Source organism: Sphingomonas sp. FARSPH, from assembly GCF_003355005.1.
Classification (GTDB): domain Bacteria; phylum Pseudomonadota; class Alphaproteobacteria; order Sphingomonadales; family Sphingomonadaceae; genus Sphingomonas.
In genome coordinates this window covers 2265918-2288359 of sequence record NZ_CP029985.1, presented here as the reverse complement: position 1 = coordinate 2288359, position 22442 = coordinate 2265918, and the positions used below count along the sequence as shown (strand labels likewise).

General features: G+C 68.1%; 24 protein-coding genes. 17 read left to right on the top strand and 7 right to left on the bottom strand.

Annotated features, from left to right (window positions below; translation table 11 throughout):
- Nucleotides 1-190: 190 nt before the first annotated feature.
- Both sufB and DM480_RS10905 read right to left on the bottom strand, forming a co-directional pair.
- Nucleotides 191-1654 carry a Fe-S cluster assembly protein SufB gene (gene sufB, locus DM480_RS10910; RefSeq protein WP_115378968.1) on the bottom strand — a complete coding sequence of 488 codons (1464 nt, stop codon included), beginning with the start codon at nt 1652-1654 and terminating at the stop codon, nt 191-193.
- 1 nt (nt 1655) lies between these two features.
- Nucleotides 1656-2111 (bottom strand): SUF system Fe-S cluster assembly regulator, encoded by a 456-nt coding sequence (locus DM480_RS10905; protein ID WP_115378966.1) that lies wholly within the window; start codon nt 2109-2111, stop codon nt 1656-1658.
- Between the two features lie 167 nt (nt 2112-2278).
- On the opposite strand from DM480_RS10905, the gene DM480_RS10900 reads away from it, so the two are divergent.
- The 6 genes from DM480_RS10900 (at nt 2279) to DM480_RS10875 (ending at nt 9801) form a co-directional block, all read left to right on the top strand.
- Nucleotides 2279-3331 carry a quinone-dependent dihydroorotate dehydrogenase gene (locus DM480_RS10900; RefSeq protein WP_115378964.1) on the top strand — a complete coding sequence of 351 codons (1053 nt, stop codon included), beginning with the start codon at nt 2279-2281 and terminating at the stop codon, nt 3329-3331.
- Between the two features lie 188 nt (nt 3332-3519).
- Entirely contained in the window at nt 3520-5277 is a 1758-nt protein-coding gene (ggt, locus tag DM480_RS10895) for a gamma-glutamyltransferase (RefSeq protein ID WP_405053270.1), read from the top strand.
- A 52-nt stretch (nt 5278-5329) separates the two neighbouring features.
- Nucleotides 5330-7117, top strand: a complete 1788-nt coding sequence (locus DM480_RS10890; protein WP_115381192.1) for an AMP-dependent synthetase/ligase — start codon at nt 5330-5332, stop codon at nt 7115-7117.
- Nucleotides 7118-7400: 283 nt separating this feature from the next.
- Entirely contained in the window at nt 7401-7907 is a 507-nt protein-coding gene (locus DM480_RS10885) for a TadE/TadG family type IV pilus assembly protein (protein ID WP_232833967.1), read from the top strand.
- Entirely contained in the window at nt 7907-8470 is a 564-nt protein-coding gene (locus DM480_RS10880; RefSeq protein WP_232833966.1) for a TadE/TadG family type IV pilus assembly protein, read from the top strand. Before DM480_RS10885 ends, DM480_RS10880 begins: the two co-directional genes overlap by 1 nt.
- 5 nt (nt 8471-8475) lie before the next feature.
- On the top strand, nt 8476-9801 hold the full coding sequence (locus DM480_RS10875; RefSeq protein WP_232833965.1) for a TadE/TadG family type IV pilus assembly protein: 1326 nt from the start codon (nt 8476-8478) through the stop codon (nt 9799-9801).
- 19 nt (nt 9802-9820) lie between these two features.
- Here DM480_RS10875 and DM480_RS10870 read toward each other — a convergent pair whose 3' ends face one another.
- The 5 genes from DM480_RS10870 to DM480_RS10850 form a co-directional block, all read right to left on the bottom strand.
- The gene (locus tag DM480_RS10870) at nt 9821-10288 is read right to left on the bottom strand and encodes a GNAT family N-acetyltransferase (RefSeq protein ID WP_115378962.1); all 468 of its coding nucleotides are present in this window, start codon (nt 10286-10288) and stop codon (nt 9821-9823) included.
- Nucleotides 10288-10947: a tRNA (adenosine(37)-N6)-threonylcarbamoyltransferase complex dimerization subunit type 1 TsaB gene (tsaB, locus tag DM480_RS10865; protein ID WP_115378960.1), complete on the bottom strand. Its 660-nt coding sequence runs from the start codon at nt 10945-10947 to the stop codon at nt 10288-10290. Before tsaB ends, DM480_RS10870 begins: the two co-directional genes overlap by 1 nt.
- Before the next feature lie 49 nt (nt 10948-10996).
- The gene (locus tag DM480_RS10860; protein WP_115378958.1) at nt 10997-11590 is read right to left on the bottom strand and encodes a malonic semialdehyde reductase; all 594 of its coding nucleotides are present in this window, start codon (nt 11588-11590) and stop codon (nt 10997-10999) included.
- Entirely contained in the window at nt 11590-12162 is a 573-nt protein-coding gene (locus DM480_RS10855; RefSeq protein WP_115381184.1) for a NifU family protein, read from the bottom strand. The genes DM480_RS10860 and DM480_RS10855 overlap by 1 nt, the downstream gene beginning before the upstream one ends.
- 244 nt (nt 12163-12406) lie before the next feature.
- Nucleotides 12407-13135 (bottom strand): aspartyl/asparaginyl beta-hydroxylase domain-containing protein, encoded by a 729-nt coding sequence (locus tag DM480_RS10850; protein WP_232833964.1) that lies wholly within the window; start codon nt 13133-13135, stop codon nt 12407-12409.
- Nucleotides 13136-13354: 219 nt separating this feature from the next.
- Between DM480_RS10850 and DM480_RS10845 the strand changes: the two genes are divergently transcribed.
- The 11 genes from DM480_RS10845 (at nt 13355) to ybeY (ending at nt 22438) form a co-directional block, all read left to right on the top strand.
- Nucleotides 13355-16216 carry a M16 family metallopeptidase gene (locus tag DM480_RS10845; RefSeq protein ID WP_115378956.1) on the top strand — a complete coding sequence of 954 codons (2862 nt, stop codon included), beginning with the start codon at nt 13355-13357 and terminating at the stop codon, nt 16214-16216.
- Nucleotides 16217-16335: 119 nt separating this feature from the next.
- Entirely contained in the window at nt 16336-16758 is a 423-nt protein-coding gene (locus tag DM480_RS10840) for a Fur family transcriptional regulator (RefSeq protein ID WP_115378954.1), read from the top strand.
- 10 nt (nt 16759-16768) lie between these two features.
- Entirely contained in the window at nt 16769-17491 is a 723-nt protein-coding gene (locus DM480_RS10835) for a lysophospholipid acyltransferase family protein (RefSeq protein ID WP_115378952.1), read from the top strand.
- A gap of 86 nt (nt 17492-17577) precedes the next feature.
- Nucleotides 17578-17958 carry a hypothetical protein gene (locus DM480_RS10830; RefSeq protein WP_115378950.1) on the top strand — a complete coding sequence of 127 codons (381 nt, stop codon included), beginning with the start codon at nt 17578-17580 and terminating at the stop codon, nt 17956-17958.
- A gap of 258 nt (nt 17959-18216) precedes the next feature.
- Complete coding sequence (gene miaB, locus DM480_RS10825) at nt 18217-19488, top strand: tRNA (N6-isopentenyl adenosine(37)-C2)-methylthiotransferase MiaB (RefSeq protein WP_232834203.1); 1272 nt, start codon at nt 18217-18219, stop codon at nt 19486-19488.
- A complete protein-coding gene (locus DM480_RS10820) occupies nt 19485-19775 on the top strand; it encodes a hypothetical protein (protein WP_115378948.1) in 291 nt (96 codons plus the stop codon). Before miaB ends, DM480_RS10820 begins: the two co-directional genes overlap by 4 nt.
- 6 nt (nt 19776-19781) lie before the next feature.
- Nucleotides 19782-20093: a hypothetical protein gene (locus DM480_RS10815; protein ID WP_115378946.1), complete on the top strand. Its 312-nt coding sequence runs from the start codon at nt 19782-19784 to the stop codon at nt 20091-20093.
- A 144-nt stretch (nt 20094-20237) separates the two neighbouring features.
- Nucleotides 20238-21236 carry a PhoH family protein gene (locus tag DM480_RS10810; protein ID WP_115378944.1) on the top strand — a complete coding sequence of 333 codons (999 nt, stop codon included), beginning with the start codon at nt 20238-20240 and terminating at the stop codon, nt 21234-21236.
- Nucleotides 21237-21285: 49 nt separating this feature from the next.
- A complete protein-coding gene (locus tag DM480_RS10805) occupies nt 21286-21534 on the top strand; it encodes a type II toxin-antitoxin system VapB family antitoxin (RefSeq protein ID WP_115378942.1) in 249 nt (82 codons plus the stop codon).
- Nucleotides 21531-21926 carry a type II toxin-antitoxin system VapC family toxin gene (locus tag DM480_RS10800; protein WP_115378941.1) on the top strand — a complete coding sequence of 132 codons (396 nt, stop codon included), beginning with the start codon at nt 21531-21533 and terminating at the stop codon, nt 21924-21926. The genes DM480_RS10805 and DM480_RS10800 overlap by 4 nt, the downstream gene beginning before the upstream one ends.
- Nucleotides 21926-22438: an rRNA maturation RNase YbeY gene (ybeY, locus tag DM480_RS10795; RefSeq protein ID WP_115378939.1), complete on the top strand. Its 513-nt coding sequence runs from the start codon at nt 21926-21928 to the stop codon at nt 22436-22438. The genes DM480_RS10800 and ybeY overlap by 1 nt, the downstream gene beginning before the upstream one ends.
- The last annotated feature ends 4 nt before the right edge of the window (nt 22439-22442 follow it).

The following is a 22442-nucleotide window of genomic DNA, read 5'->3' as shown; positions in this document are numbered from 1 at the left end:
GCGATCAATGACGTGAGCAAAGCTCCTATCATCATCATCGACGTCGAAAACCAATAAACAATCGGCTCGTCGGACCGAGAGTATCTCGCCCATTTAACAATTGCGATCTTATCCCGGACTGACACGTAGAAGCGCCACCACATAAAGCTCGCCACCGCGGCGAAGAACAAAATGTAGAGAGCAGCCTCAATCACCCAACGCTGCCTTCCAGCGAAATCCCCAACAGCTTCTGCGCTTCCACCGCGAATTCCATCGGGAGCTGTTGCAGCACTTCGCGGGCGAAGCCGTTGACGATCAACGCGACCGCGGCTTCCTGATCCAGACCGCGGCTCATCGCGTAGAACAATTGGTCCTCGCTGATCTTCGACGTCGTCGCCTCGTGCTCGATCTGCGCGCTGGGGTTCCTGACCTCGATGTACGGCACGGTGTGGGCGCCGCACTGGTCGCCCAAAAGCAGGCTGTCGCACTGGGTGAAGTTGCGGACGTTCTCCGCGGTCGGCGCGACGCGCACCAAGCCGCGATAGGTGTTGTCGGAGCGGCCGGCGCTGATCCCCTTCGACACGATGGTCGACTTCGTGTTCTTGCCGAGGTGGATCATCTTGGTGCCGGTGTCGGCCTGCTGGCGGTTGTTGGTGACGGCGACAGAGTAGAATTCGCCGACCGAGCCGTCGCCCGCGAGCACGCAGCTCGGGTATTTCCAGGTGATCGCGCTGCCGGTTTCGACCTGCGTCCACGACACCTTGCTGTTCTTGCCCTGGCACAGCGCACGCTTGGTGACGAAGTTGTAGATGCCGCCCTTGCCGTTCTCGTCGCCGGGGTACCAATTCTGGACGGTCGAGTATTTGATCTCGGCATCGTCGAGCGCGACGAGTTCGACGACCGCGGCGTGCAGCTGGTTCTCGTCGCGCATCGGGGCGGTGCAGCCTTCGAGGTACGAGACGTACGCGCCCTTGTCGGCGACGATCAAAGTCCGTTCGAACTGACCGGTGTTTTCGGCGTTGATGCGGAAATAGGTGCTCAGCTCCATCGGGCAGCGCACGCCCTCCGGAATGTAGACGAAGGTGCCGTCGCTGAAGACCGCGCTGTTCAATGTCGCGAAGTAATTGTCGCGCTGCGGCACGACCTTGCCGAGCCACTTCTTCACGAGGTCGGGATATTCGCGGATCGCCTCGCTGATCGAGCGGAAGATGACCCCCGCGGCTTCCAGCTCCTTGCGGAAGGTGGTGGCGACCGAGACGCTGTCGAACACCGCGTCGACCGCGACGCGGCGCGCGCCCTCGACGCCGGCGAGCACTTCCTGCTCGGCGATCGGGATGCCGAGCTTCTCGTACGTCCGCCGGATTTCCGGATCGAGCTCGTCGAGGCTGGCGATCGTCGCCTTCGCCTTGGGCTCGGCGTAATAATAGGCGTCCTGGTAATCGATCGGCGGGACGTCGAGCTTCGCCCAGTCCGGCGCCTCCAGCGTCTGCCACAGGCGGAACGCCTTCAGCCGCCAGTCGAGCATCCATTCGGGCTCGTTCTTCTTGGCGCTGATGTAGCGGACGGTGTCCTCGCTCAGCCCCTTGGGCGCGAAGTCCTGTTCGATGTCGGTGGCGAAGCCCCACTCGTACTTTTTCGAAACGGCCTCATAGGCCTCGGCATTCTTGGTCGCCATATCACTCATCCGCCCCGGCGAAGGCCGGGGTCCTGTTGGAAGCCGAAGGGGAGGCTGCGCCGCTGAGCGAGGCCAGCGAGACGTTGGCCAATGCGCCGCGCACCGCGGCGTTGACGACGCCCCAATGCGGCTTGACGTGGCACTGATGGTCGATCGCGCAATCCAGCGCGGCGCCGTCAACGCAGGCGGTCATCTGGATCGGGCCCTCCACCGCCTCGACGATGTCGGCAAGGCTGATCGCCGCCGCCGGCCGCGCCAGCGCGACGCCGCCGCCGGTGCCGCGCGCGCTGGCGAGCAGCCCCGCCGCCGACAGCCGGCTGACCAGTTTCTGCGCGGTGGGCAACGGCACCCCCGTCTCCTCCGCCAGGCGCGTCGCGTTGAGCCGCCCCGCGTCCGACAGGCGCGCGGCGGCGGTCATCAACACGACCGCATAATCGGCGAGGCTGGAGAGCCGCATCGTTCCTTTCCAGTTGCGAACGCGTCGCAAATCGGACAAAATCGTTCCGATTGGCCAGATAGGCGTTCGGGGCCACAGGTCAACCGCGGAAAAACCGATCAGCGTGGACGGGATGGCACGTGCGAAACGCTTGAACCGGCCCGGACGCGATGCGAAGGCGCGTGGCCATGACCTATGCCGCTCGCCCGCTGCTGTTCAAGCTCGATCCGGAGCGCGCCCATGGCCTGACGATCGCAGCGCTACGCTTGCGCGGCCGGTTGCCCGGCGGGGTGCGCGCGGACGCCTTTCCGCGGCTGGCGACGCGTGTCGCGGGTCTCGCTTTTCCCAATCCCGTGGGCCTTGCCGCCGGTCTCGACAAGAACGGCGAGGCGATCGACGGTCTCGCCGCGCTCGGCTTCGGCAGCGTCGAGATCGGGACGCTCACCCCCCTGCCGCAGGCGGGCAATCCGCGCCCGCGGCTGTTCCGGCTGGTCGCCGACCGCGGCGTCATCAACCGCATGGGGTTCAACAACGATGGTCTCGCCGCCGGGCTCGCCAACGTCCGGGCGGCGAGGCGGCGGGGGAAGGGGCGGCGGGTCCCGGCGCTGATCGGCATCAACGTCGGCGCGAACAAGGATGCGGGCGACCGCGTCGCCGATTACGTCGCGGGCGTCACCACAGCCGCGCGCCACGCCGACTATGTCACGATCAACGTGTCGAGCCCCAACACGCCGGGCCTGCGCGATCTGCAGCATGGCGCGGCGCTCGCCGAACTGCTGGCCGCCTGCGCGGGTGTGAAGCGCGCGACGCCCTTGTTCCTGAAGGTCGCGCCCGACCTCGATGCCGCGGGCATCGACGGGGTCGCGCGCGCGGCGATCGATCACGGCGTCGATGCGATCATCATCGGCAACACGACGACCGGCCGCCCGCCCCTGTCCTCCCCCGGCAAGGGCGAGACGGGCGGCCTGTCGGGCGCACCGCTCGCACCGCTCGCGAGGGCGCGGCTCGCCGATTTTCGCGCCGCGACGGGGGCGGCGCTGCCGCTGATCGCCGCGGGCGGGATCGACAGCGGGGCGGAGGCCTATGCCCGCATCCGCGCCGGCGCGAGCCTGGTGCAGGTGTATAGCGCGCTGGTCTATGAGGGCCCCGGCCTGCCGGCGCGCATCCTGCGCGACCTCGACGCGTTGCTCGCCCGCGACGGTTTCGCGAGCGCCGCGGCGGCGGTGGGCACGGCCGCCTGATGAAGCCTCATCCGTCATGCCCGCGAAGGCGGGCATCCAGACGCGCAGGTTGCGCGGATCATGCGCCACAGCGTGTATGGATCCCCGCCTTCGCGGGGATGACGGTACCGGAGGGTGGTGACGGCGGCTGGTGAAGACGGCAACTTCCGCCCTTGCCCTCCCCCGTCATGCCGCTACGGTTTGGTGCGATGAAGACGCTCCTGACCGCGCTTGCCGCCTCCGCCGCGCTGCTTCCCGCCGCCTCCCCCGCCAAGTCAACGCCGACCGTACAGGGCATGGTCAGCGCCGCCGATCCCCGCGCCGCGGCGGCGGGGGCGGCGATCCTGAAGGCGGGCGGGACCGCCACCGACGCCGCGATCGCGACGATGCTCGCGCTCGGCGTCGTCGAGCCGCAGAGTTCGGGGCTGGGCGGCGGCAGCTATTGGGTGCGGCACAGCGCGCGTACCGGCAAGGTCGACGCGATCGACGCGCGCGAGACGGCGCCCGCCGCCGCCGGCCCGACCTGGTTCTACGCCGCCGACGGCACCCCGCTGAGCCATGACGCCGCCGTCCCCGGCGGCCGCAGCGTCGGCGTCCCCGGCGCGATCCGCGGCATGGCGCTGGCGCATCGCAGCGGCGGCAAGCTGCCTTGGGCGAAGCTGTTCGAACCGGCGATCCGGCTGGCGCGCGACGGGTTCCAAGCGAGCCCGCGCTACGTCAACGCGGTCGCATCCTATGGCGCGCACCTGGCTCCGGAAAGCCGCGCGCTGGTGACGAAACCCGACGGCAGCGCCTATGCGGTCGGCGATCTGGTGAAGAACCCCGCGCAGGCCGCGCTGCTCGAACGACTCGCCGCCCGCGGCCCCGACAGCTTCTACGTCGGGCCGGAGGCGCAGAGGCTGGTCGCGACCGTCGACACCGCCACGCGCAATCCGTCGAAGATGACGACGGGCGACCTTGCGAGCTACGACGCGAAGCCCCGCCCCCCCGTCTGCCTGACGTATCGCGCCAACCGCATCTGCAGCATGGCGCCATCCTCGTCGGGCGGCATCACCGTGCTGATGATCCTGAAACAGCTCGAGCGTTTCAACCTCACCGCGCTCGGCAAGGACAGTCCGACCGCCTGGCATCTGTTCGCGGAGAGCAGCCGCCTCGCCTATGCCGATCGCAACATGTATGTCGGCGATCCGGATTTCGTGACGGTGCCCGTCGCCGGCATGCTCGACACCGCCTATCTGCGCAGCCGCTCCGCGCTGATCTCTCCGACCACGACGATGGCGAGCGTCGCCGCGGGTACGCCGCCGGGCGCGCCCGCGCGCGTCAAGGCGCCGGTCAGCGAGGTCGCGGGCACCACCGACCTCGCCGTCGCCGATCGCGCTGGCAACGTCGTCGAGGTGACGACCACGGTCGAGGGGCCGTGGGGCAGCGGGCTGGCGATGGACGGCATCGTCCTCAACAATCAGCTCACCGATTTCGATATCGTCCCCCAGGCGCCGGGAAAGAACGGCGACGCCTATCTCGTCGCCAACCGGGTGGAGGGCGGCAAGCGGCCACGCTCGTCGATGTCCCCGACGATCGTCTACGGCCCCGACGGCAGGGTGCGGCTCGCGGTCGGCGCCGCGGGCGGATCGACGATCATCGCGCAGGTCGCAAAGGCGATCGTCGGGGTGATCGACTGGCATCTGTCCGCGCAGGACGCCATCGCGCTCGGGCTCGTCTACGCCCCCGGCCCCGTCGCGACGCTGGAGGCGGGCACGCCGGTCGCCGCGATGCAGCCCGCGCTCGTCGCGCTCGGCGAACGGACCGAGGTCGCGCCGCTCGGCCTCAAGGCCAATGCGCTGGAATGGAAGGACGGCCGGTGGACGGGCGCGGCCGATCCGCGCAGCGAAGGCGTCGCCATCGCCGAGGACGGGACGATAACCAGACCGGACCGGATCGGCCCTGCAGCCAATCGCCCGTCCGAATAGTTCTATCGCACGGGCGGCAGCCACGCAGCGCCCCCGGCGTCAGGAGAGAATGATGCGCACGCTCGAATATTTCCCCAATTTGGTCGCGATGTTCTTCGCCCGCGCGCGCGAGAAGGGCGATGCCCCGTTCCTATGGGCGAAGCAGAACGGCGCCTGGGTATCGACCAGCTGGGCGGACGCCGCGCATCAGGTCGCCAGCCTCGCCGCCGGCCTGAAGGCGATCGGCATCAAGCCGGGCGATCGCGTGATGCTGGTCAGCGAGAACCGGCCGGAATGGTGCATCAGCGACCTTGCCATCATGGCGGCGGGCTGCGTCACCGTGCCGACCTACATCACCAACACCGAACGCGATCATGCGCACATCATCGCTGATTCGGGCGCGTGCGCGATCATTGTGTCGACCGACAAACTGGCCAAGACGTTGCTGCCCGCGGTGCTGCGGTCGAACCAGGGGCAGACGGTGATCGGCATCGACGAGATGCGCGCGCCGTCCGCGAGTATCGACTTCCACAGCTGGCGCCAGTTGATCGCCGACCATCCGACCAGCGCCGACAAGGCCGCCGGGCAGGCGACGTTCGCGCGCGGCGACCTTGCCTGCATCATCTATACCAGCGGCACCGGCGGCGCGCCGCGCGGCGTGATGCAGCATCACGGCGCGATCCTGCACAACGTCAACGGCTGCTGCACCATCATCTCCGAGGATTTCGGCTGGGAGGACGAGGTGTTCCTGTCCTTCCTGCCCCTTTCCCACGCTTACGAACACACCGGCGGCCAGCATTTCCCGATCGGGCTCGGCGGCCAGATCTATTACGCCGAGGGCCTCGACAAGCTGGCGAGCAACATCGAGGAGGTGCGCCCAACGATCATGGTCGTCGTGCCGCGCCTGTTCGAGGTGCTGCGCACGCGGATCAGCAAGGCGATCGAGAAACAGGGGGGCCTGGGGCAGAAGTTGCTCGGCCAGGCGCTCGCGATCGGCGCGCGGCAATATGAGGGCAAGCTGCGGCTGATCGACCGCCCCGCGCAGGTCGCGGTCAACGCCCTGTTCAAGCCCAAGATTTCCAAGAAGTTCGGCGGTCGGCTGAAGGCGATGGTGTCTGGCGGCGCGCCGCTCAACCCGGAAATCGGCATCTTCTTCCAGAGCCTCGGCCTCACTTTCCTGCAGGGCTATGGCCAGACGGAGGCGGCGCCCGTCATCTCCTGCAACCGCCCGTCGGCGGGCCTGCGCATGGATACCGTCGGGCCGCCGCTCGTCGATACCGAGGTGCGCATCGCCGACGACGGCGAGATCCTGGTGCGCGGCGAGCTGGTCATGAACGGTTATTGGCGCAACGAGGCGGAAACCGCGCGCGTGCTGAAGGACGGCTGGCTGCACACCGGCGATATCGGCGAATTCGACGCGGCCGGGCGGATCAAGATCACCGACCGCAAGAAGGACCTGATCATCAACGACAAGGGCGACAATGTCGCGCCGCAGAAGATCGAGGGTATGCTGACGTTGCAGCCGGAGATCGTGCAGGCGATGATCTATGGCGACCGCAAGCCGTATATGGTCGCGCTGATCGTGCCCGATCCCGAATGGACGCAGGAATGGTGCGCGGCGAACGGCGACGCCTGCAACTTCATCCGCCTTGCCGAGAACAGCGAATATCGCACCGCGATCGGCCATGCGATCGAACGGGTGAACAAGGATCTGTCGGTCACCGAGCGCGTGCGCCGCTTCATCCTCGCCGACGGCCCCTTCGCGATCGAGAACGAGCAGCTGACGCCCAGCCTGAAAATCCGCCGCCACATCATCCGTCACGTCTATGGCGAGCGGCTGGACGCGCTGTATCGCAGCTGACGCGCGGCCGGGCGACCGTTTGCCGCGCGAGGGGGCAATTTGACCGTCCGGGCCCGCCCAACCGGCGCATCCGCGTGTCCGGATTGGCAGCCGATCGCGATGGATCGTCTGTCCACAAAACACCCGATCAGCGGAATATTTCAAAGCGAAATTTACTCCATTTTAGTTTCGTTTCGGCCAGTGCGACTCGATGGTTCGCAGCGCGCCTTCGAAACACACGCCCGGCCCGGTGCCGCGGCCTGTCGTCATGCGGGCGTTGGCCCGGGATCGGCGGGGCGTTTCCGTGATCGAATTCGCGTTGATCGCGGCACCGATGATCGCGCTCATCCTCGCCGGACTGCAGACGAGCCTGATCTATTTCGCGCAGCAGGGGCTGGAAACCGCCGTCGAGGCGGCGGCGCGCAGCGTGGTGACCGGCAAGGCGCAGGCGAGCGATGCGCAGGCGACCGGTATGAACCAGCAGCAGCTTGCCGAGCGTTTCCGCCAGGCCGCCTGTGCGCGCGTGCCACGCTTCCTGCGATGCAACCGCCTGTACGTCGAGGTGGCGAGCGCGCCGAACTGGAGCGGGATGAGCACGACCGTGCCGACGCTGACATTCGATTCGAACGGCAATATCTCCAATACCTTCCGCTACGATCTGGGCAGCCAGGGGTCGGTCGTGATGGTCCGCCTGATGTATCTCTGGCCGATCCAGACGGGGCCGCTCGGCCTCAGTTTCAGCAATCTGGGCGCGGGGCGGCAGGGACGGCTGATGGTCGCGACGTCGGTCGCGAAGACGGAAAACTTCTGATGCGCATCAGTCTGCGCCTTCGCCCCGTCGCGCGGCCGGCGATGCTGCGACGCGACCGACGCGGCACGGTGCTGGTCGAATTCGCCGTCATGCTGCCGGTGATGCTCGTCCTGTGGATGGGCAGCCTGCAGATCGAGGACGGGATCGCGTGCAACCGCAAGGTGACGATCGCGACCCGCGCCGTCGCCGATCTCGTCGCGCAGAACGTCAGCGGATCGGTCGCCGCCAGCGATCTCGACAGCAACCTCGCCGCCGCGACGCAGGTGCTCGCCCCCTATCCCGCCGGCGCGGCGAGCATCCGGATCACCGAGGTTACGACCGACGCCACATTGAAGACGACCGTACAATGGAGCCGCGGTTACAATGCCGTCGCCGCCGTACCGGGTCAGGTCGTCACCATCCCAGTGGCGATGCGTATTCCGGGCGCCTATTTCCTCTTCGCCGAGGTTACCTACGCCTACAAACCGCCGATGAATTTCGGCTTCGTCGGGCCGCTGAAGCTGGGCGATTCGCTCTACATGCTGCCGCGCAACTCCAACAAGATCGACTGTACGGGATGCTGACCGTCATGACGCGCCTGGCTTCATTCGTCGCCCGCCTGCGCGCCGACCGGCGCGGCGCGGCCTTCATGATCTTCGCCTTCGCGCTCCTGCCGCTGTCGTTCGCGGTCGGCATGGGCATCGACTATGCCCGCGCGATGAAGGCGCAGACCAAGCTCAACGCGATCGCGGACGCCGCTGCGCTGACGGCGGTCAGCAAGCCCGTCATGGCCGCCCCCGACAGCACGGCGGCCGGCTTTGCGATCACGATGTTCAACACGCAGGCCGCCGCGGTGGTCGCTGGAAACCAGATCCAGATCACCTCGCTCACCGCGGTCGCGCCGACGGATGCGAACGGCCGGCGGACAGCGACGGTCACCTATACCGCGACCTCGCACAATCTGTTCTCGCGCCTGCTCGGCATGGGCGTGCTCAACATCGGCGGGACGTCGCAGACGACGAACGCCACCGCGCCCAACATCAATTTCTACATGCTGCTCGACGTGTCCGGCTCGATGGCGTTGCCGACGACGACCGCCGGCCTCGCGAAGGTCGCGGCGAGCAACGGGCGACAATGCCAGTTCGCCTGTCATTCGGTGAACGACCTGAAGGGGACGGACGCCAACGGCAATCAGGCCGATCTGTACGGGGTCGCCAAATCCTATGGGCTGACCCTCAGGATCGACGAAGAGGGCACGGCGGTGTCGAAGCTCGTCTCCGACGCGGCCAGCACCTCCAGCAAGAATGGCGCAACCTACAAGATGGGCATCGCCAGCTTCCATGGCGCCGGCGGGTTCCAAAGCCTGTACGACATCAACGACTCCCGCGGGCTGCAGGGGGCATCGACCGTCACGACCAATCTGACGCCGTCTTTGTATTGGTCGAACGGCTGCCCGACGCAGGCGTGCAGCACCACCGATGTCGGCTGGAACGACCAGGATACGGGCAGCAGCGATGCGTTTCAGCGGATGAATGCGCTGATCGCGAGCGATCCCGGCACGGGCATCAACGGCGCGCCGCCGCAGGCGACGATGTTCGTCATCACCGACGGCATGCGTGACGAACAGCGTCCGGGCGGGCGGCCGGAAATCGGCTTCGACACGACCAAATGCGATATGATCAAGGCACGCGGCATCCGCATCGCGGTGCTGTACACCGAGTATCTGCCGCAATCGCTCGCCAATGACGGATGGTCGCAAGCGAACGTTGCGCCCTATCTGTATCAGGTCGAGCCCGCGTTGAAGTCGTGCGCGTCGCCGGGGCTGTACACCAAGGTCACATCGGACCAGGACATCTACACCGCGCTCGACGCCCTGTTCCAGAATGCGGTGGCGACCGCGCGCATCGCGGGGTGAACCGCGACGCCGGGCGGCGTCAGATCGCGCGGCGGTACGTGTGCGCGTCGAAGCTTTCACCCGTCCGGCCGCGGTAATAGCCGCGACGTTCGCCGACCTTGGCGAAGCCGTGCGTCTCGTACAGGCGCACCGCGTCGTTGCCCGCGCGCACCTCAAGATGCAGCGTGGCTATGCCCGCGCCCTGCGCCTCTGCGATCACCGCGCGCAGCAAGGCCCCCGCGACGCCGCGCCGGCGATAGGGCGGCGCGACCGCGAGCAGCAGCAATTCCGCCTCGTCCGCGACGCTGCGCACCATCGCGAAGCCGGCGGGGAGGTCGTCGACCTGCGCGATCGTCAGCCTGACGCCCGGCATCGCCATCACGCCCAGGCACTGGCTGCGCGTCCACGCCTCGCCGAAACGCGGGTCGAACGCCGCCGCCATCAGCGCATCCACCACCGCGACGTCGCGCGCATCGCCGGTCCTGAGCGAGATCGCGCGCGTCGCCATCAGATCACGGGTATCGGCGGGGTGAGGCCGCCGGGCAGCTTGGCGTCCGGCGCGCGGCCGTAGAGCGGTTTCGCCGGCAGCGCGCGATACGCCTCCGGCAGGGCGAGCGCGAGCGCCGCCCTCGGCAGCAGCGCCGGCCCGACCTGCACCGGTGGCAGGCCCGCAAGTCGCGCGACGCCGTTGCCGACCACGGGCAGATCGCCGATCCGCGCGATCGCATCCGCCGGCTTCAGCGACACGAAGGCATCCGTCGCGCCGAAATCGGGGGCGCCGGCGAAGCGTTGCACGAACACCTCGCCATGCCCCCCCTCGATCGCGACCGCAAACGGGCCGCGATGCTGCGCGCTCATGAACTGGTCCATCGCGATCAGCGCGAGCGACGAATAGCCGGCAACGCTCGCCCCCCAGCCCAGCGCCAGCGCGCGCGCGGCGGCGATGCCGACGCGGATGCCGGTGAAGCTGCCCGGGCCGACGTCGACCAGGATATGCGCGGCCCGGCCGCCGCCGGGCAGCGCGGCGATCATCGGCAACAGGCGTTCGGCATGGCCGCGGCCGACAACCTCATGCGCCTCGCCGCCCGGACCGCCGGCGGAGTCGATCAGCGCGACCGAGCAGGCGGCGGTGGCGGTGTCGATCACGAGCGTGCGGGCGGCGGTCATTGCTGGCCGCTTTGTCGCAGCCGCGCCGTGCCGACAAGTCCCCGCACCGTCAGACGATGCGATTGAAAAGCTCGAATTCCGGGCGCGGCGAGCGGGGATACAGGCTCGCCGGATCGCCATAGCCCAGCGTCGCGATGAAGTTGGTACGCACGCCCGGCTGGTCGGCGAAGAACGCCTTGTCGACCGCGCCCTGGTCGAAGCCCGACATCGGCCCCGTGTCCAGGCCGAGCGCGCGCGCCGCGATGATGAAATAGGCGCCCTGCAACGACGAATTGCGGAAGGCGGAAGCTTCGCGCAGCGGCAGATTGCCGTCGAACCACGACTTGGCGTCGGCGTGCGGAAACAACGTCGGCAGATGTTCGTGGAATTCGACGTCCATCGCGACGATCGCGGTGACGGGCGCCTTCAGGATCTTGTCCTTGTTGCCGTCGGCGGCGCAGTCGGCGAGCTTCGCCTTCGCCTCCGCGCTGACGCACCAGACTAGCCGCGCGGGCAGCTGGTTGGCGGACGTCGGACCCCATTTCATCAGGTCCCAGATCTGGCGCAGCGTCGCTTCGTCGACCGGCGTGTCGCGATAGGCGTTGTAGCTGCGTGCGTTGCGAAAGATCGTGTCGAGCGCGGCGTCGGACAGCGGTTCGGACATCAGACCGCCCTCACTTCGGTGACTTCGGGGACATAATATTTCAGCAGTTGCTCGATGCCGCTCTTCAGCGTCGCGCTCGACGAGGGGCAGCCGGCGCAGGCGCCCTGCATGCGCAGATAGACCTTGCCCTTGTCGAACCCGCGATAGACGATGTCACCGCCGTCGTTGGCGACGGCCGGACGCACGCGCGTGTCGATCAGTTCGCGGATCTGCGCGACGATGTCGGCGTCGGCGGGATCGTCGACGACATCCTCCTGCGCGGGCGGCACGCTGAACCCGGCGCGCGCCTCGCGGAACAGCGGCATGTTGGCGGAGAAATGATCGAGCAGGATGGCGAGCACGTCGGGCTTCAATCCGATCCAGTCGACGCCCGGCGCGGCGGTCACCGACACGAAGTCGCGGCCGAAGAACACCCCCGTGACGTCGCCGAGCGCGAACAGCGCCTCGGCCAGCGGACTCGCCTCCGCTTCCTCGGGGGTGGCAAAGTCGCGCGTGCCGGCATCCATGACGGTGCGGCCGGGCAGGAACTTGAGCGTCGCCGGGTTGGGCGTGGCTTCGGTTTCGATCAGCATCGCCGTCATGTGGCGCGGCGCGCGCGGCGGATCAAGCGGCGCGGCGGAAAGGCTTTGTTTCCTGGGGGCAACGATGGTGGGGCTCGTAACGCGAGTCGCGACCATCTTCCTCCCCTCCCGCCTGCGGGAGGGGTCGGGGGTGGGCCGTCCTGACGATACGGTGCCTGCAGAACGGACCCATCCGTATCGCCCGGACCGGCCCACCCCTAACCCCTCCCGCCTGCGGGAGGGGGACTGAAGATCCTTAACCCCGCCGCGCCGCCTTCAGCACCGCGTCCGCGAGCCAGCGGCCCGGCTGGCGAAGCGGTCTCCGGAAGCGGACCTCCAGCACCATCCGCATCGCCGCCGCGTCGTTCCAGCTTTCGTGGGCGCAGCTGTCGTCGAACACCAGCGTCTCCCCCTCCGCCCACCGCAAATAGCGGTCGCCGACCCGCATCCGCACATCGCCGTCGCGCGGCACGACCAGCCCCAGGTGGCAGGTCACCAACGCCTTGCTGACGCCGCGCCGCGCCGGGACGTGCGCGCCGGGCGCGAGGATCGCGAAACAGGCGCCGTCCAGTCCGGGGATTGCCGCGATGGCGGCGGCGGTGACGGGACAGCGCACCAGCGTCTCGACGACGCGATCGCCATGTTCCCACAAGGCGACCGACCGCACCGCGCCCTGCGCAGGCGGGACGATCCGCATCGCCTCGTCGCGGATCGCCCGCCAGCGGTCGCGCAGCAGCGCGGTCCAGCCGAAGGTGCGCATGTCGAGCACCGGCGCGGTCGAAACCAGGGACGAGGCGGCGATCGTCCGGTCGATAACCGCCCGCAGCCAGCCGCCGGCGGACACGGGACGGGGCCGATCCGCCGGCGTCCCGCCAAAAATCGGCATGTCAGGACGATGTCGGCGGGCGCACGTCTCGCTGCCGAATTTCTGCCGCAATGCCCCGTCGTGTTCGGGCATGCCGATGTCGCTTGCGCCGGCCGTCATCCTTGCACCATCTCGTCCCTGTCCGGCTCGTCCCTGTCCGGTGCGGTTTTCCGCTGCCCGGCCCCGGGTCGCGCATCGCGTCGCGCTAACCCCAATGACGACGGGGACTATCGCGCGACCGGGGCGAAAACATGGCTTTCGCGCGGTGTCTTCGCGGTCGCCCGGCGATACGGGCGCGCGGCTGGCGAAGCGGAGCGGCGCACGCTACAAGCCTCAGCCATGGCGTTCCTCTCCCGCGCGCTCGCGCCCGTACTGCTTCTCGCTCTCGCCAACCCGCTTGCCGGCCAGACCGGCCCGGCCGCGACGCCGGCCGTAAAGGTCGACACCGGCGCGTGGCTGTACAAGGGCAGCGACCTGCCGCCCGACCCGGCGTGGAGCTTCGGCACGCTGCCCAACGGCCTGCGCTACGCGGTGCGCAAGAACGGCGTCCCGCCGGGGCAGGTGTCGATCCGCGTGCGCATCGACGCAGGCTCGCTCAACGAGTCGGACAGCCAGCGCGGCTATGCCCATTTCATCGAGCATCTGTCATTCCGCGGGTCGGAATACGTTCCCGACGGCGAGGCGAAGCGTGTGTGGCAAAGGTTCGGCGCGACCTTCGGCTCCGATTCAAACGCTTCGACGACGCCGACGCAGACGCTCTACAAGCTCGATCTTCCCGCCGCGACGCCGCAGACGCTGGACGAGAGCCTGAAGATCCTGTCGGGCATGATGGAAAAGCCGACGCTGACCGACGCCGCGGTCGCCGCCGAGCGCCCGATCGTCCTCGCCGAGCGGCGCGAACAGCCGGGGCCGCAGGTGCGCCTCGCCGATGCGATGAACGCGCTGTTCTTCGCCGGCCAACCGCTCGCCGACCGATCGCCGATTGGCACGCTGAAGACGCTGGAGGCGGCGACCGGCGCGAGCATCAAGGCGTTTCACGACCGCTGGTACCGGCCCGAACGCGCCGTCGTCATCATCTCCGGCGACGTCGATGCCGCAACGCTCGGCCAGCTCGTCGTCAAGCATTTCGCCGACTGGAAGGGCAATGGCCCTGCCCCCGCCGACCCCGATTTCGGCCAGCCCGATCCGAAGCAGCCGACCAGCGCGACCCTGGTCGAACCGGGCCTGCCGCCGCTCGTCATGATGGGCGTCGTGCGCCCGTGGCACTTCAACAACGACACCAAGGCGTTCAACCAGAACCGGATGGTCGACACGATCGCCGCCAAGGTGCTGAGCCGCCGACTGGAGCGCCGCGCGCGTGCCGGCGCCAGTTTCGTGCAGGCGAACGTCGACCTCGACGACCGGTCGCGATCGGCGAACATGACGACCGTCCTGATCCTGCCCGTCGGCGACAAATGGGAACAGGCGCTGAAGGATGTGCGCGCGGAGATCGCCGATGCGGAAAAGACCCCGCCGACGCAGGCCGAGATCGACCGCGAATATGCCGATTACGAGGTCGCGATCCGCAATGCGGTGGAGACGGCGCGCGTCGAGGCGAGCGCGAAACAGGCGGACGACATGGCCGGCGCGCTCGACATCCGCGAAACCGTGACCGCGCCGCAGAACCAGTATGACATCCTGGCCGATGCGAAAAAGGCCGGGATGTTCAACCCCGCCGCCGTGCTTGCGTCCACGAAGAAGATCTTCACCGGCGTCGCGACGCGCGCGCTGGTCAACACGCGTACCGCGGAAAAAGGCACGGCGGAAAAGCTCGCTGCCGCGCTCAAGGCCGACGTGTCGCAGCTGACCGTGAAACGCGCGGCGCAGGGGTCGGTCGACTTCGCGAAGCTGCCCGCGCTCGGTGCGCCGGGCAAGGTCGTCTCCCGCCAGCAGGCGCAGGGCCTGCCGCTGGAAACGGTCAGCTTCGCCAACGGCGTGCGCCTGCTGCTCTTCCCCAACCCCGACGATACGGGGCGCGTCTTCGTGCGCGTGCGCTTCGGGCGCGGCTACAACGCGCTGCCTGCGGATCGCCAGTCGCTTGGCTGGTCGGGGGACCTTGCGCTGATGGAAAGCGGGATCGGCAATCTCGGCCAGAACGACCTGGACCAGCTGACCGCGGGGCGCCAGCTCGGCCTCGATTTCGACATCGACGACGACGCTTTCTCGATCGCCGCGCTGTCGAGCCCGAAGGATTATGCCGACGAGCTGACGCTGATCGCCGCCAAGCTCGCCGCGCCGCGCTGGGACGCCGCGCCCGTGCTGCGTGCCAAGGAAGCGGCGCTGACCGCGATTCCCGGTTATCAGTCGTCTGCCGACGGCGTGCTGTCGCGCGATCTCGAGGGGCTGCTCCACGACGGCGACCCGCGCTGGCGCACCCCCGATGCCAAGGCGATCGACGCGTTGACCCCGGCCGCGTTCAAGGCGTTCTGGGCGCCGATGCTCGCCAGCGGCCCGATCGAGGTCGACGTCTTCGGCCAGGTCGACGCCGATGCCGCGATCGCCGCGGTGGCGAAGAGCTTCGGCGCGCTGCCGCCGCGCAGCGCCGCCACGCCGCCGCCGCCGCCCGTCCGCTTCCCCGCGCACGTCGCGACGCCGATCGTGCGCCTACACGATGGGCCGGAAACGCAGGCGGCGGCGGTGATCGCGTGGCCGACCGGCGCCGGCATGGCGGACAGCGGCACATCGCGGCAGCTGGAGGTGCTGGCGCAGGTGTTCAGCGACCGGTTGTTCGAAAAGATGCGCCAGGCGGCGGGTGCCAGCTACAGCCCCGGCGTGGCGAGCACATGGCCCAAGGGGCTACCGGGCGGCGGGCGCCTGATGGCGATGAGCCAGGTCGCGCCGGCCAACGTGCCGCTGTTCTTCCGCCTGTCGCGCGAGATCGCCGCCGACCTCGCCGCGAATCCGGTCAGCGACGACGAGCTGGCGCGCGTAAAGGGGCCGCTGCAACAGCTGTATCAGCGCGCCGCGACGAGCAGCCTGTTCTGGATGCGCGAGCTGTCGGGGAGCGCCTTCGACCCGACGCGGCTGGAGGCGACGCAGCACATCGGCCGCGATTTCGGCGCCGTGACGCCCGCCTCGCTGCAACAGACCGCCGCGAAATACCTCGTCCCGTCGAGGGACTGGACGCTGGCAGTCGTGCCCCGCAAGACGGCGGGCAAATAACTCGCCCCACAAACGGACTGTTACACCCCTTGCTCCCCCTCCCGCATTTGGGAGAGGGAGACGCTGTTGCGAGTCGGTTTCGCTTTTCGCAACAAGAGCATCGCGGTAGGGATGGGCGCATGCCTCGCAAGATCGACCTCGAAGCCCTTTGCGCCCAGAAGGGCCTGCGTATCACCGAACAGCGCCGCGTCATCGCGCGCGTCCTGTCCGAGGCGGAGGACCATCCGGACGTCGAGAAGGTGTACGAGCGCGCGTCGGCGATCGATCCGGGCATCTCGATCGCCACCGTCTACCGCACGGTGCGCCTGTTCGAGGAAGCGGGTATCCTCGACCGTCACGATTTCGGCGACGGCCGCGCGCGCTACGAGCCTGCGCCGGAAGCGCATCACGACCATCTGATCGATGTCGAGACGGGCCGCGTCATCGAATTCGTCGATCCCGAGGTCGAGCAGTTGCAAAAGGCGATCGCCGAGCGGCTGGGCTTCCGCCTCGTCGACCATCGCATGGAATTGTACGGCGTCAGCCTCGACCGCAAGAGCTGAGCGGCGCGTCGTGGGCGGCAACTTGCGTCTCGCCGCCCGCCTTACGGCACTGATCGTCGCGCTGCTCGCGGCGCTGGCGCTTCACGGCTTGTGGCGGCTGGTCCGCCTGCCCTCGCCCTGGCCGCGACTGTTCCTGGGCAATGTCGCGCGCATCGTCGGCGCGCGTATCCACGTCGTCGGTACGCCGCTGCGCCGCGACGTCGTCTTCCTCGCCAATCACCTCAGCTGGATCGACATCCTGCTCATCGCCGGCGCGACGGGCAGCGCCTTCGTCGCCAAGGGCGAGCTGGCGCGCGTGCCGCTGATCGGCTGGCTGTGTACGCTCAACCGCACGATCTTCGTCTCGCGCGAGGATCGGCTGGGCATCGCGGAGCAGATCGCCCGGTTGCGCGCGGCGATCGGCGAAGGCTGGGCGGTGACGATCTTTCCGGAAGGCACGACGGGCGACGGGGTGACGCTGCTGCCATTCAAGGCATCGCTGCTCGCCGCGCTCGATCCGCCGCCGCCTGCGACACAGGTCCAACCAATCCGGATCGATTACGGCGACGCAACCACCGAACTCGCCTGGGTCGGCGACGAACCCGGACAGTCCCATGCGTTACGCGTCCTGCGGCGGCGCGGCCGGTTCGACGCCACCCTCCGCTGTCTCACGCCTTTCGACCCGGCGAGCTGCGGCGGACGCAAGGCGGTCGCGGCGACGGCGCGCGACCGCATCGCACTGGCAATACTGTAAAAAAAAGGTGAAGCGGCACCGAAAAACTAATCCGTTCCGGTCGGATTTTACCAAACGCTAACGCGCGATCACTAAATAATAACACCATGCAGGCCTCTTTCTCGATCCACGTCGATGTCGCGAACGATCTCGTCCGCATCGGCATGAACGGCTTCTTCGAACCGCAGGACATAATGGCCTTTCGGGCCCAGCGCGACGTGTCGTTCCAGCAACTTACCTGCGCGCCCAACCAGCATCTGACCCTTGTCGATATCCGGGGCATGAATATCCAGTCGCAGGAAACGGTCGCGCTCTTCACCGACCTGTTGACCTATCCCGTCACGATATCGCGGCGGATCGCCTTCGTCGTCGGCACATCGCTCGCCCGCTCGCAGATCCTGCGCGCCGCCGCGGGACGCGGCCGGCTGTTTCCCGATCTCGCCCAGGCGGAAGAGTGGCTGTTCCAGCCCGAGGCGGCCGCCGCCTGAACCTTCGCTCGGCGCATGCCTGCCGTATAGCGGAGGTCGATGCCGCCCGACGGCCGGCTGCGCGCGCCGAAGCGGCGCATCGTCATCGCCGCCGCTCGCGTTGCACAATGCTGGCGAGGCAGAGGCAAAACCGCTATGCGCGCGGCGATGCATGCCCCCGCCGATACCCTGTCGCCTGCCCGCCCCGCGTCATCCGTCGACGCCGCGACCGCCAAGCCTGCTCCACGCACCTTCCACGTCAAGTCGTTCGGCTGCCAGATGAACGTCTACGACGGGGAACGCATGGCCGAACTGATGGCGAAGGACGGGCTCGTCGCCACGGACGATGCGAATGCCGCCGACCTCATCGTGCTCAACACCTGCCACATCCGCGAGAAGGCGACCGAAAAGGTCTATTCGGACATCGGCCGCCTGCGCAAGGTGGCGGGCGAACAGGGCCGGTCGCCGATGATCGCGGTCGCCGGCTGCGTCGCGCAGGCGGAAGGCGAGGAGATCGTGCGCCGCGCCAAGGTGGATGTCGTCGTCGGCCCGCAGGCGTATCACAATCTGCCCGACCTGGTGGCGAAGGCGGCGGCGGGCGCGCCCGCGCTCGACACCGACATGCCCGCGCTGTCGAAGTTCGGCGCGCTGCCTGCCAGACGCCGCGTCGGCCCGTCGGCCTTCCTGACCGTGCAGGAAGGGTGCGACAAATTCTGCACCTATTGCGTCGTTCCCTATACGCGCGGTGCGGAGATCAGCCGGCCGTTCGCAGCAATCGTCGACGAGGCGAAGGCGCTGGTCGACGCCGGCGCGCGCGAGATCACGCTGCTGGGCCAGAACGTCAACGCCTGGGCAGAGGACGGGCAGGACCTCGGCAGCCTTATCCGCACGCTCGATCGTATCCCCGGCCTCGCGCGGATCCGCTATACCACCAGCCATCCCAACGACATGACGCAGGGACTGATCGACGCGCATCGCGACGTCGAAAGCCTGATGCCGTTCCTCCACCTGCCGGTGCAGGCGGGCAACGATCGCGTGCTGAAGGCGATGAACCGCAGCCACGACCGCACCTCCTACCTGCGTCTGATCGACCACATCCGCGCCGCGCGTCCCGACATCGCGCTGTCGGGCGACTTCATCGTCGGCTTCCCCGGCGAGACGGAGGCAGAGTTTTCCGATACGCTCAGCCTGATCGACGCGGTCGGCTACGCCCAGGCGTTCTCGTTCAAATACAGCCCGCGTCCCGGCACGCCCGCCGCGACGATGGCGGACGCGGTTCCGGCGGCGGTGATGGACCATCGCCTCCAGCGGCTGCAAGCGCACGTCAACCGCGACCAGCATGCGTTCAACACCGCCACCGTCGGGCGCACGTGCCAGGTGCTGGTCGAACGCCGCGGCAAACTGCCCGGCCAGATGCTGGGCAAATCGCCATGGCTGCAATCGGTGCATCTGATGGCGGATGCCGCGATCGGCGACCTCGTCGACGTCGAACTCGTCGCCGCCGGCCCCAATTCGCTGTCGGGCGTCGTCAGGGTGCGGCAGGCGGCGTGACCGCGCTGGGCGATTTCGTCACGATCGTCGGCCCGGCCGGCGTCATCGGCGGGATCGTCAGCGGCAGCGTCAACCACGTGCTGAAAAGCTGGGGAGAGCGTCGTACGACGCAGGCGCAGGCGCGCTATCTCGCGCTGCGCGTCGCCATCGCGCTCGAGCGGTTCGCGGGTGATTGCCTCGACCTCATCGCCGAGATCGACATGGGCACGGAGCTTCGGCGCGACCCATCGAGCCAACCAACCAACCTGCCGACGCTTGCCGAATATCCAGCCGACGACCTCGGCTGACGGGCGATGCGGCCCGCGCTCGCCAATGCAGCGCTCGGCATGCATGTCGAGCGGGCAAGCGCGCAGGGACAGGTGCAGGCGGAATGGACCTATGGCGGCCCGACGGCGGCGCCGTTCGAATGCGCGCGGCTCGCGGCGCGGCTCGGCGTCAGGGCCTGGACGGTCGCCGCCGACGTACGGACGGAATACGACCTGCCTCCCTTCGCGCCGGAACATCCGTTCATCGATACGCTGCGCCGCCGCGTCGCCGAGGACGAAGTGCGACGGTGGGAGAGCATCGCACGTACGAGGGCGATGTTCGGGACATCGCAATCGTGACGCGCGCGTGATTCGGGGGCTGTCCCCGCGCGAGATGCGCTGCCAGACTGGCGGGCGGGGGCCGATGCTCCCACATTGTCGCTACGCCTGGTTGCGCCGCAGTCCCGCGGGTTGCCAGGCCCCTGTTACGACCGAAAGGACCGCATGAGCCGCAAGCCTGTCCCCGCCCAGTCCGGTGAACGCAGCCGGGTGGAAGTGCTGTTCGACAAGCCCCAGCTGCTCAGCCTGTTGTTCGGACAATATGACCAGAATCTCGTCGCGCTGGAAAACCGGCTGGGCGTTTACATCACCGCGCGCGGCAATCGCGTCGGGCTGGAGGGAACGGCGGAGCAGGTCGCGCTGGCGCGCGACGTGCTGAACGATCTGTACCAGCGCATCCAGCGCGGCGAGGAGGTGGACACCGGCCTCGTCGACGCATCGATCGCGATGGCGGCGGAGCCGACGCTCGACGGCATCGTCAGCGCCGAACGCGGCGCGGCGCCGTCGGTGATGATCCGCACGCGCAAGAAGACGATCGTGCCGCGCACGCCCGCGCAGGCGCATTACATGCGCGAGCTGACCCACCACGACATGATCTTCGCGCTGGGGCCGGCGGGCACGGGCAAGACCTATATCGCCGTCGCGCAGGCGGTGGCGCAGCTCATCACCGGGTCCGTCCAGCGGCTGATCCTGTCGCGCCCCGCGGTGGAGGCGGGCGAGAAGCTCGGCTTCCTGCCCGGCGACATGAAGGAGAAGGTCGACCCCTATCTGCGCCCGCTCTACGACGCGCTCCACGACTGCCTGCCCGCCGAGCAGGTGGAGCGGCGCATCGCGTCGGGCGAGATCGAGATCGCGCCGATCGCCTTCATGCGCGGCCGCACGCTCGCCGACGCCTTCGTCATCCTCGACGAGGCGCAGAACACGACGCCCGCGCAGATGAAGATGTTCCTCACCCGCTTCGGCCAGAACAGCCGCATGGTGATCTGCGGCGATCCGAATCAGACCGACCTGCCCGGCGGCGTCGCATCCTCGGGTCTCGCCGATGCGACTTATCGGCTGGAGGGCGTCGAGGGCATTTCGATGTGCCGCTTCACCGCCGCCGACGTCGTGCGCCACCCGATTGTCGGCCGGATCGTCGAAGCGTATGAGGGGCCGACCGGTTGACGAAGCGGTATATCCTTTTTACCTATCAGGATATACGGAAGGATCGGCCATGTCGTCCCTGTACGTCAAAGACGAGGAAGCAAACGCGCTGGCGGATCGCTTGGCGCGGCGTCGGGGTATCTCCAAGACCGCGGCAGTCAAGCTTGCCCTGCAACACGAACTTGATCGCGACACCGTGCTCCTGCCACTGCGCGAGCGGCTGCGCCTTTGGCGGGACGAACATCCGCTGGGCGAACCGACGGGCCTGAAAGCGGACAAGGCTTTCTATGATTCGTTAAACGACGAGGACGACGATTGACCATCTTCGTCGATGCATCGGCCCTTGTTGCGATCATGGAGGGAGAAGCGGAGGCAGACGAATTCGCCGACGCGATCGAGCAACACAACGACCGCTGCTATTGCGCGGTTGGCGCGTGGGAAGCGATGCGTGCGATCGTCCGCTTGCGCAAAACAACCGTCGAAAAGGCGACCAGCGCTCTGGATAGCGTCGTCCGTACAACCGGGCTGCGCCTGGTGGAGATCGGCGAGGAGGAGTCGCGACGTGCCATCGAGGCCTATGCCCGCTATGGCAAGGGTCGCCACCGGGCCGGGCTCAACATGGGCGATTGCTTCGCTTACGCCTGTGCCAAGACGAACGATGCGCGCCTCCTCTACAAAGGCGACGATTTCAGCCACACGGACCTTGCCTGATGATCCAGATCGAACTGACCCGCGAAGACCCGTGGCCCGAGGGCACCGACTGGGACGCGATCGCCGACCGCGCGGCGCGCGCGGCGATCGAGCGGACGCCGCACGGCGACCTGTTGGACACCGCCGCCGCGGTCGAGATCTCGGTGCGCCTGACGTCGGACGACGAAGTGCACGCGCTCAACCGCCAGTATCGCGGCAAGGACAAACCGACCAACGTCCTGTCCTTTCCGATGGTGCAGCCCGATCTGATCGACACGGTCAGCCAGAATTCGGACGATGGGGAACTTCTGCTGGGCGACATCGTCCTCGCGCATGGCGTCTGCGTCGCGGAGGCTGCCGAGCGGGGGATCAGCGTCGCCGACCATGCCACCCATTTGATGGTGCACGGCGTCCTGCATCTGCTAGGCTACGACCATATCGAGGACGACGAGGCGGAGGGCATGGAGGAGATCGAGCGACAGGCGCTCGCCGCGCTCGGCATCGCCGACCCCTATCTGATCCAAGAGGACTGACACG

Excerpts from the sequence above, each read along its gene's own strand:
- sufB (WP_115378968.1), bottom strand. The coding sequence starts at position 1,654 with ATGGCGACCAAGAATGCCGAGGCCTATGAGGCCGTTTCGAAAAAGTAC.
- DM480_RS10905 (WP_115378966.1), bottom strand. The coding sequence starts at position 2,111 with ATGCGGCTCTCCAGCCTCGCCGATTATGCGGTCGTGTTGATGACCGCC.
- DM480_RS10900 (WP_115378964.1), top strand. The coding sequence starts at position 2,279 with ATGACCTATGCCGCTCGCCCGCTGCTGTTCAAGCTCGATCCGGAGCGC.
- ggt (WP_405053270.1), top strand. The coding sequence starts at position 3,520 with ATGAAGACGCTCCTGACCGCGCTTGCCGCCTCCGCCGCGCTGCTTCCC.
- DM480_RS10890 (WP_115381192.1), top strand. The coding sequence starts at position 5,330 with ATGCGCACGCTCGAATATTTCCCCAATTTGGTCGCGATGTTCTTCGCC.
- DM480_RS10880 (WP_232833966.1), top strand. The coding sequence starts at position 7,907 with ATGCGCATCAGTCTGCGCCTTCGCCCCGTCGCGCGGCCGGCGATGCTG.
- DM480_RS10875 (WP_232833965.1), top strand. The coding sequence starts at position 8,476 with ATGACGCGCCTGGCTTCATTCGTCGCCCGCCTGCGCGCCGACCGGCGC.
- DM480_RS10870 (WP_115378962.1), bottom strand. The coding sequence starts at position 10,288 with ATGGCGACGCGCGCGATCTCGCTCAGGACCGGCGATGCGCGCGACGTC.
- tsaB (WP_115378960.1), bottom strand. The coding sequence starts at position 10,947 with ATGACCGCCGCCCGCACGCTCGTGATCGACACCGCCACCGCCGCCTGC.
- DM480_RS10860 (WP_115378958.1), bottom strand. The coding sequence starts at position 11,590 with ATGTCCGAACCGCTGTCCGACGCCGCGCTCGACACGATCTTTCGCAAC.
- DM480_RS10855 (WP_115381184.1), bottom strand. The coding sequence starts at position 12,162 with ATGCTGATCGAAACCGAAGCCACGCCCAACCCGGCGACGCTCAAGTTC.
- DM480_RS10850 (WP_232833964.1), bottom strand. The coding sequence starts at position 13,135 with ATGACGGCCGGCGCAAGCGACATCGGCATGCCCGAACACGACGGGGCA.
- DM480_RS10845 (WP_115378956.1), top strand. The coding sequence starts at position 13,355 with ATGGCGTTCCTCTCCCGCGCGCTCGCGCCCGTACTGCTTCTCGCTCTC.
- DM480_RS10840 (WP_115378954.1), top strand. The coding sequence starts at position 16,336 with ATGCCTCGCAAGATCGACCTCGAAGCCCTTTGCGCCCAGAAGGGCCTG.
- DM480_RS10830 (WP_115378950.1), top strand. The coding sequence starts at position 17,578 with ATGCAGGCCTCTTTCTCGATCCACGTCGATGTCGCGAACGATCTCGTC.
- miaB (WP_232834203.1), top strand. The coding sequence starts at position 18,217 with ATGAACGTCTACGACGGGGAACGCATGGCCGAACTGATGGCGAAGGAC.
- DM480_RS10815 (WP_115378946.1), top strand. The coding sequence starts at position 19,782 with ATGCGGCCCGCGCTCGCCAATGCAGCGCTCGGCATGCATGTCGAGCGG.
- DM480_RS10810 (WP_115378944.1), top strand. The coding sequence starts at position 20,238 with ATGAGCCGCAAGCCTGTCCCCGCCCAGTCCGGTGAACGCAGCCGGGTG.
- DM480_RS10805 (WP_115378942.1), top strand. The coding sequence starts at position 21,286 with ATGTCGTCCCTGTACGTCAAAGACGAGGAAGCAAACGCGCTGGCGGAT.
- ybeY (WP_115378939.1), top strand. The coding sequence starts at position 21,926 with ATGATCCAGATCGAACTGACCCGCGAAGACCCGTGGCCCGAGGGCACC.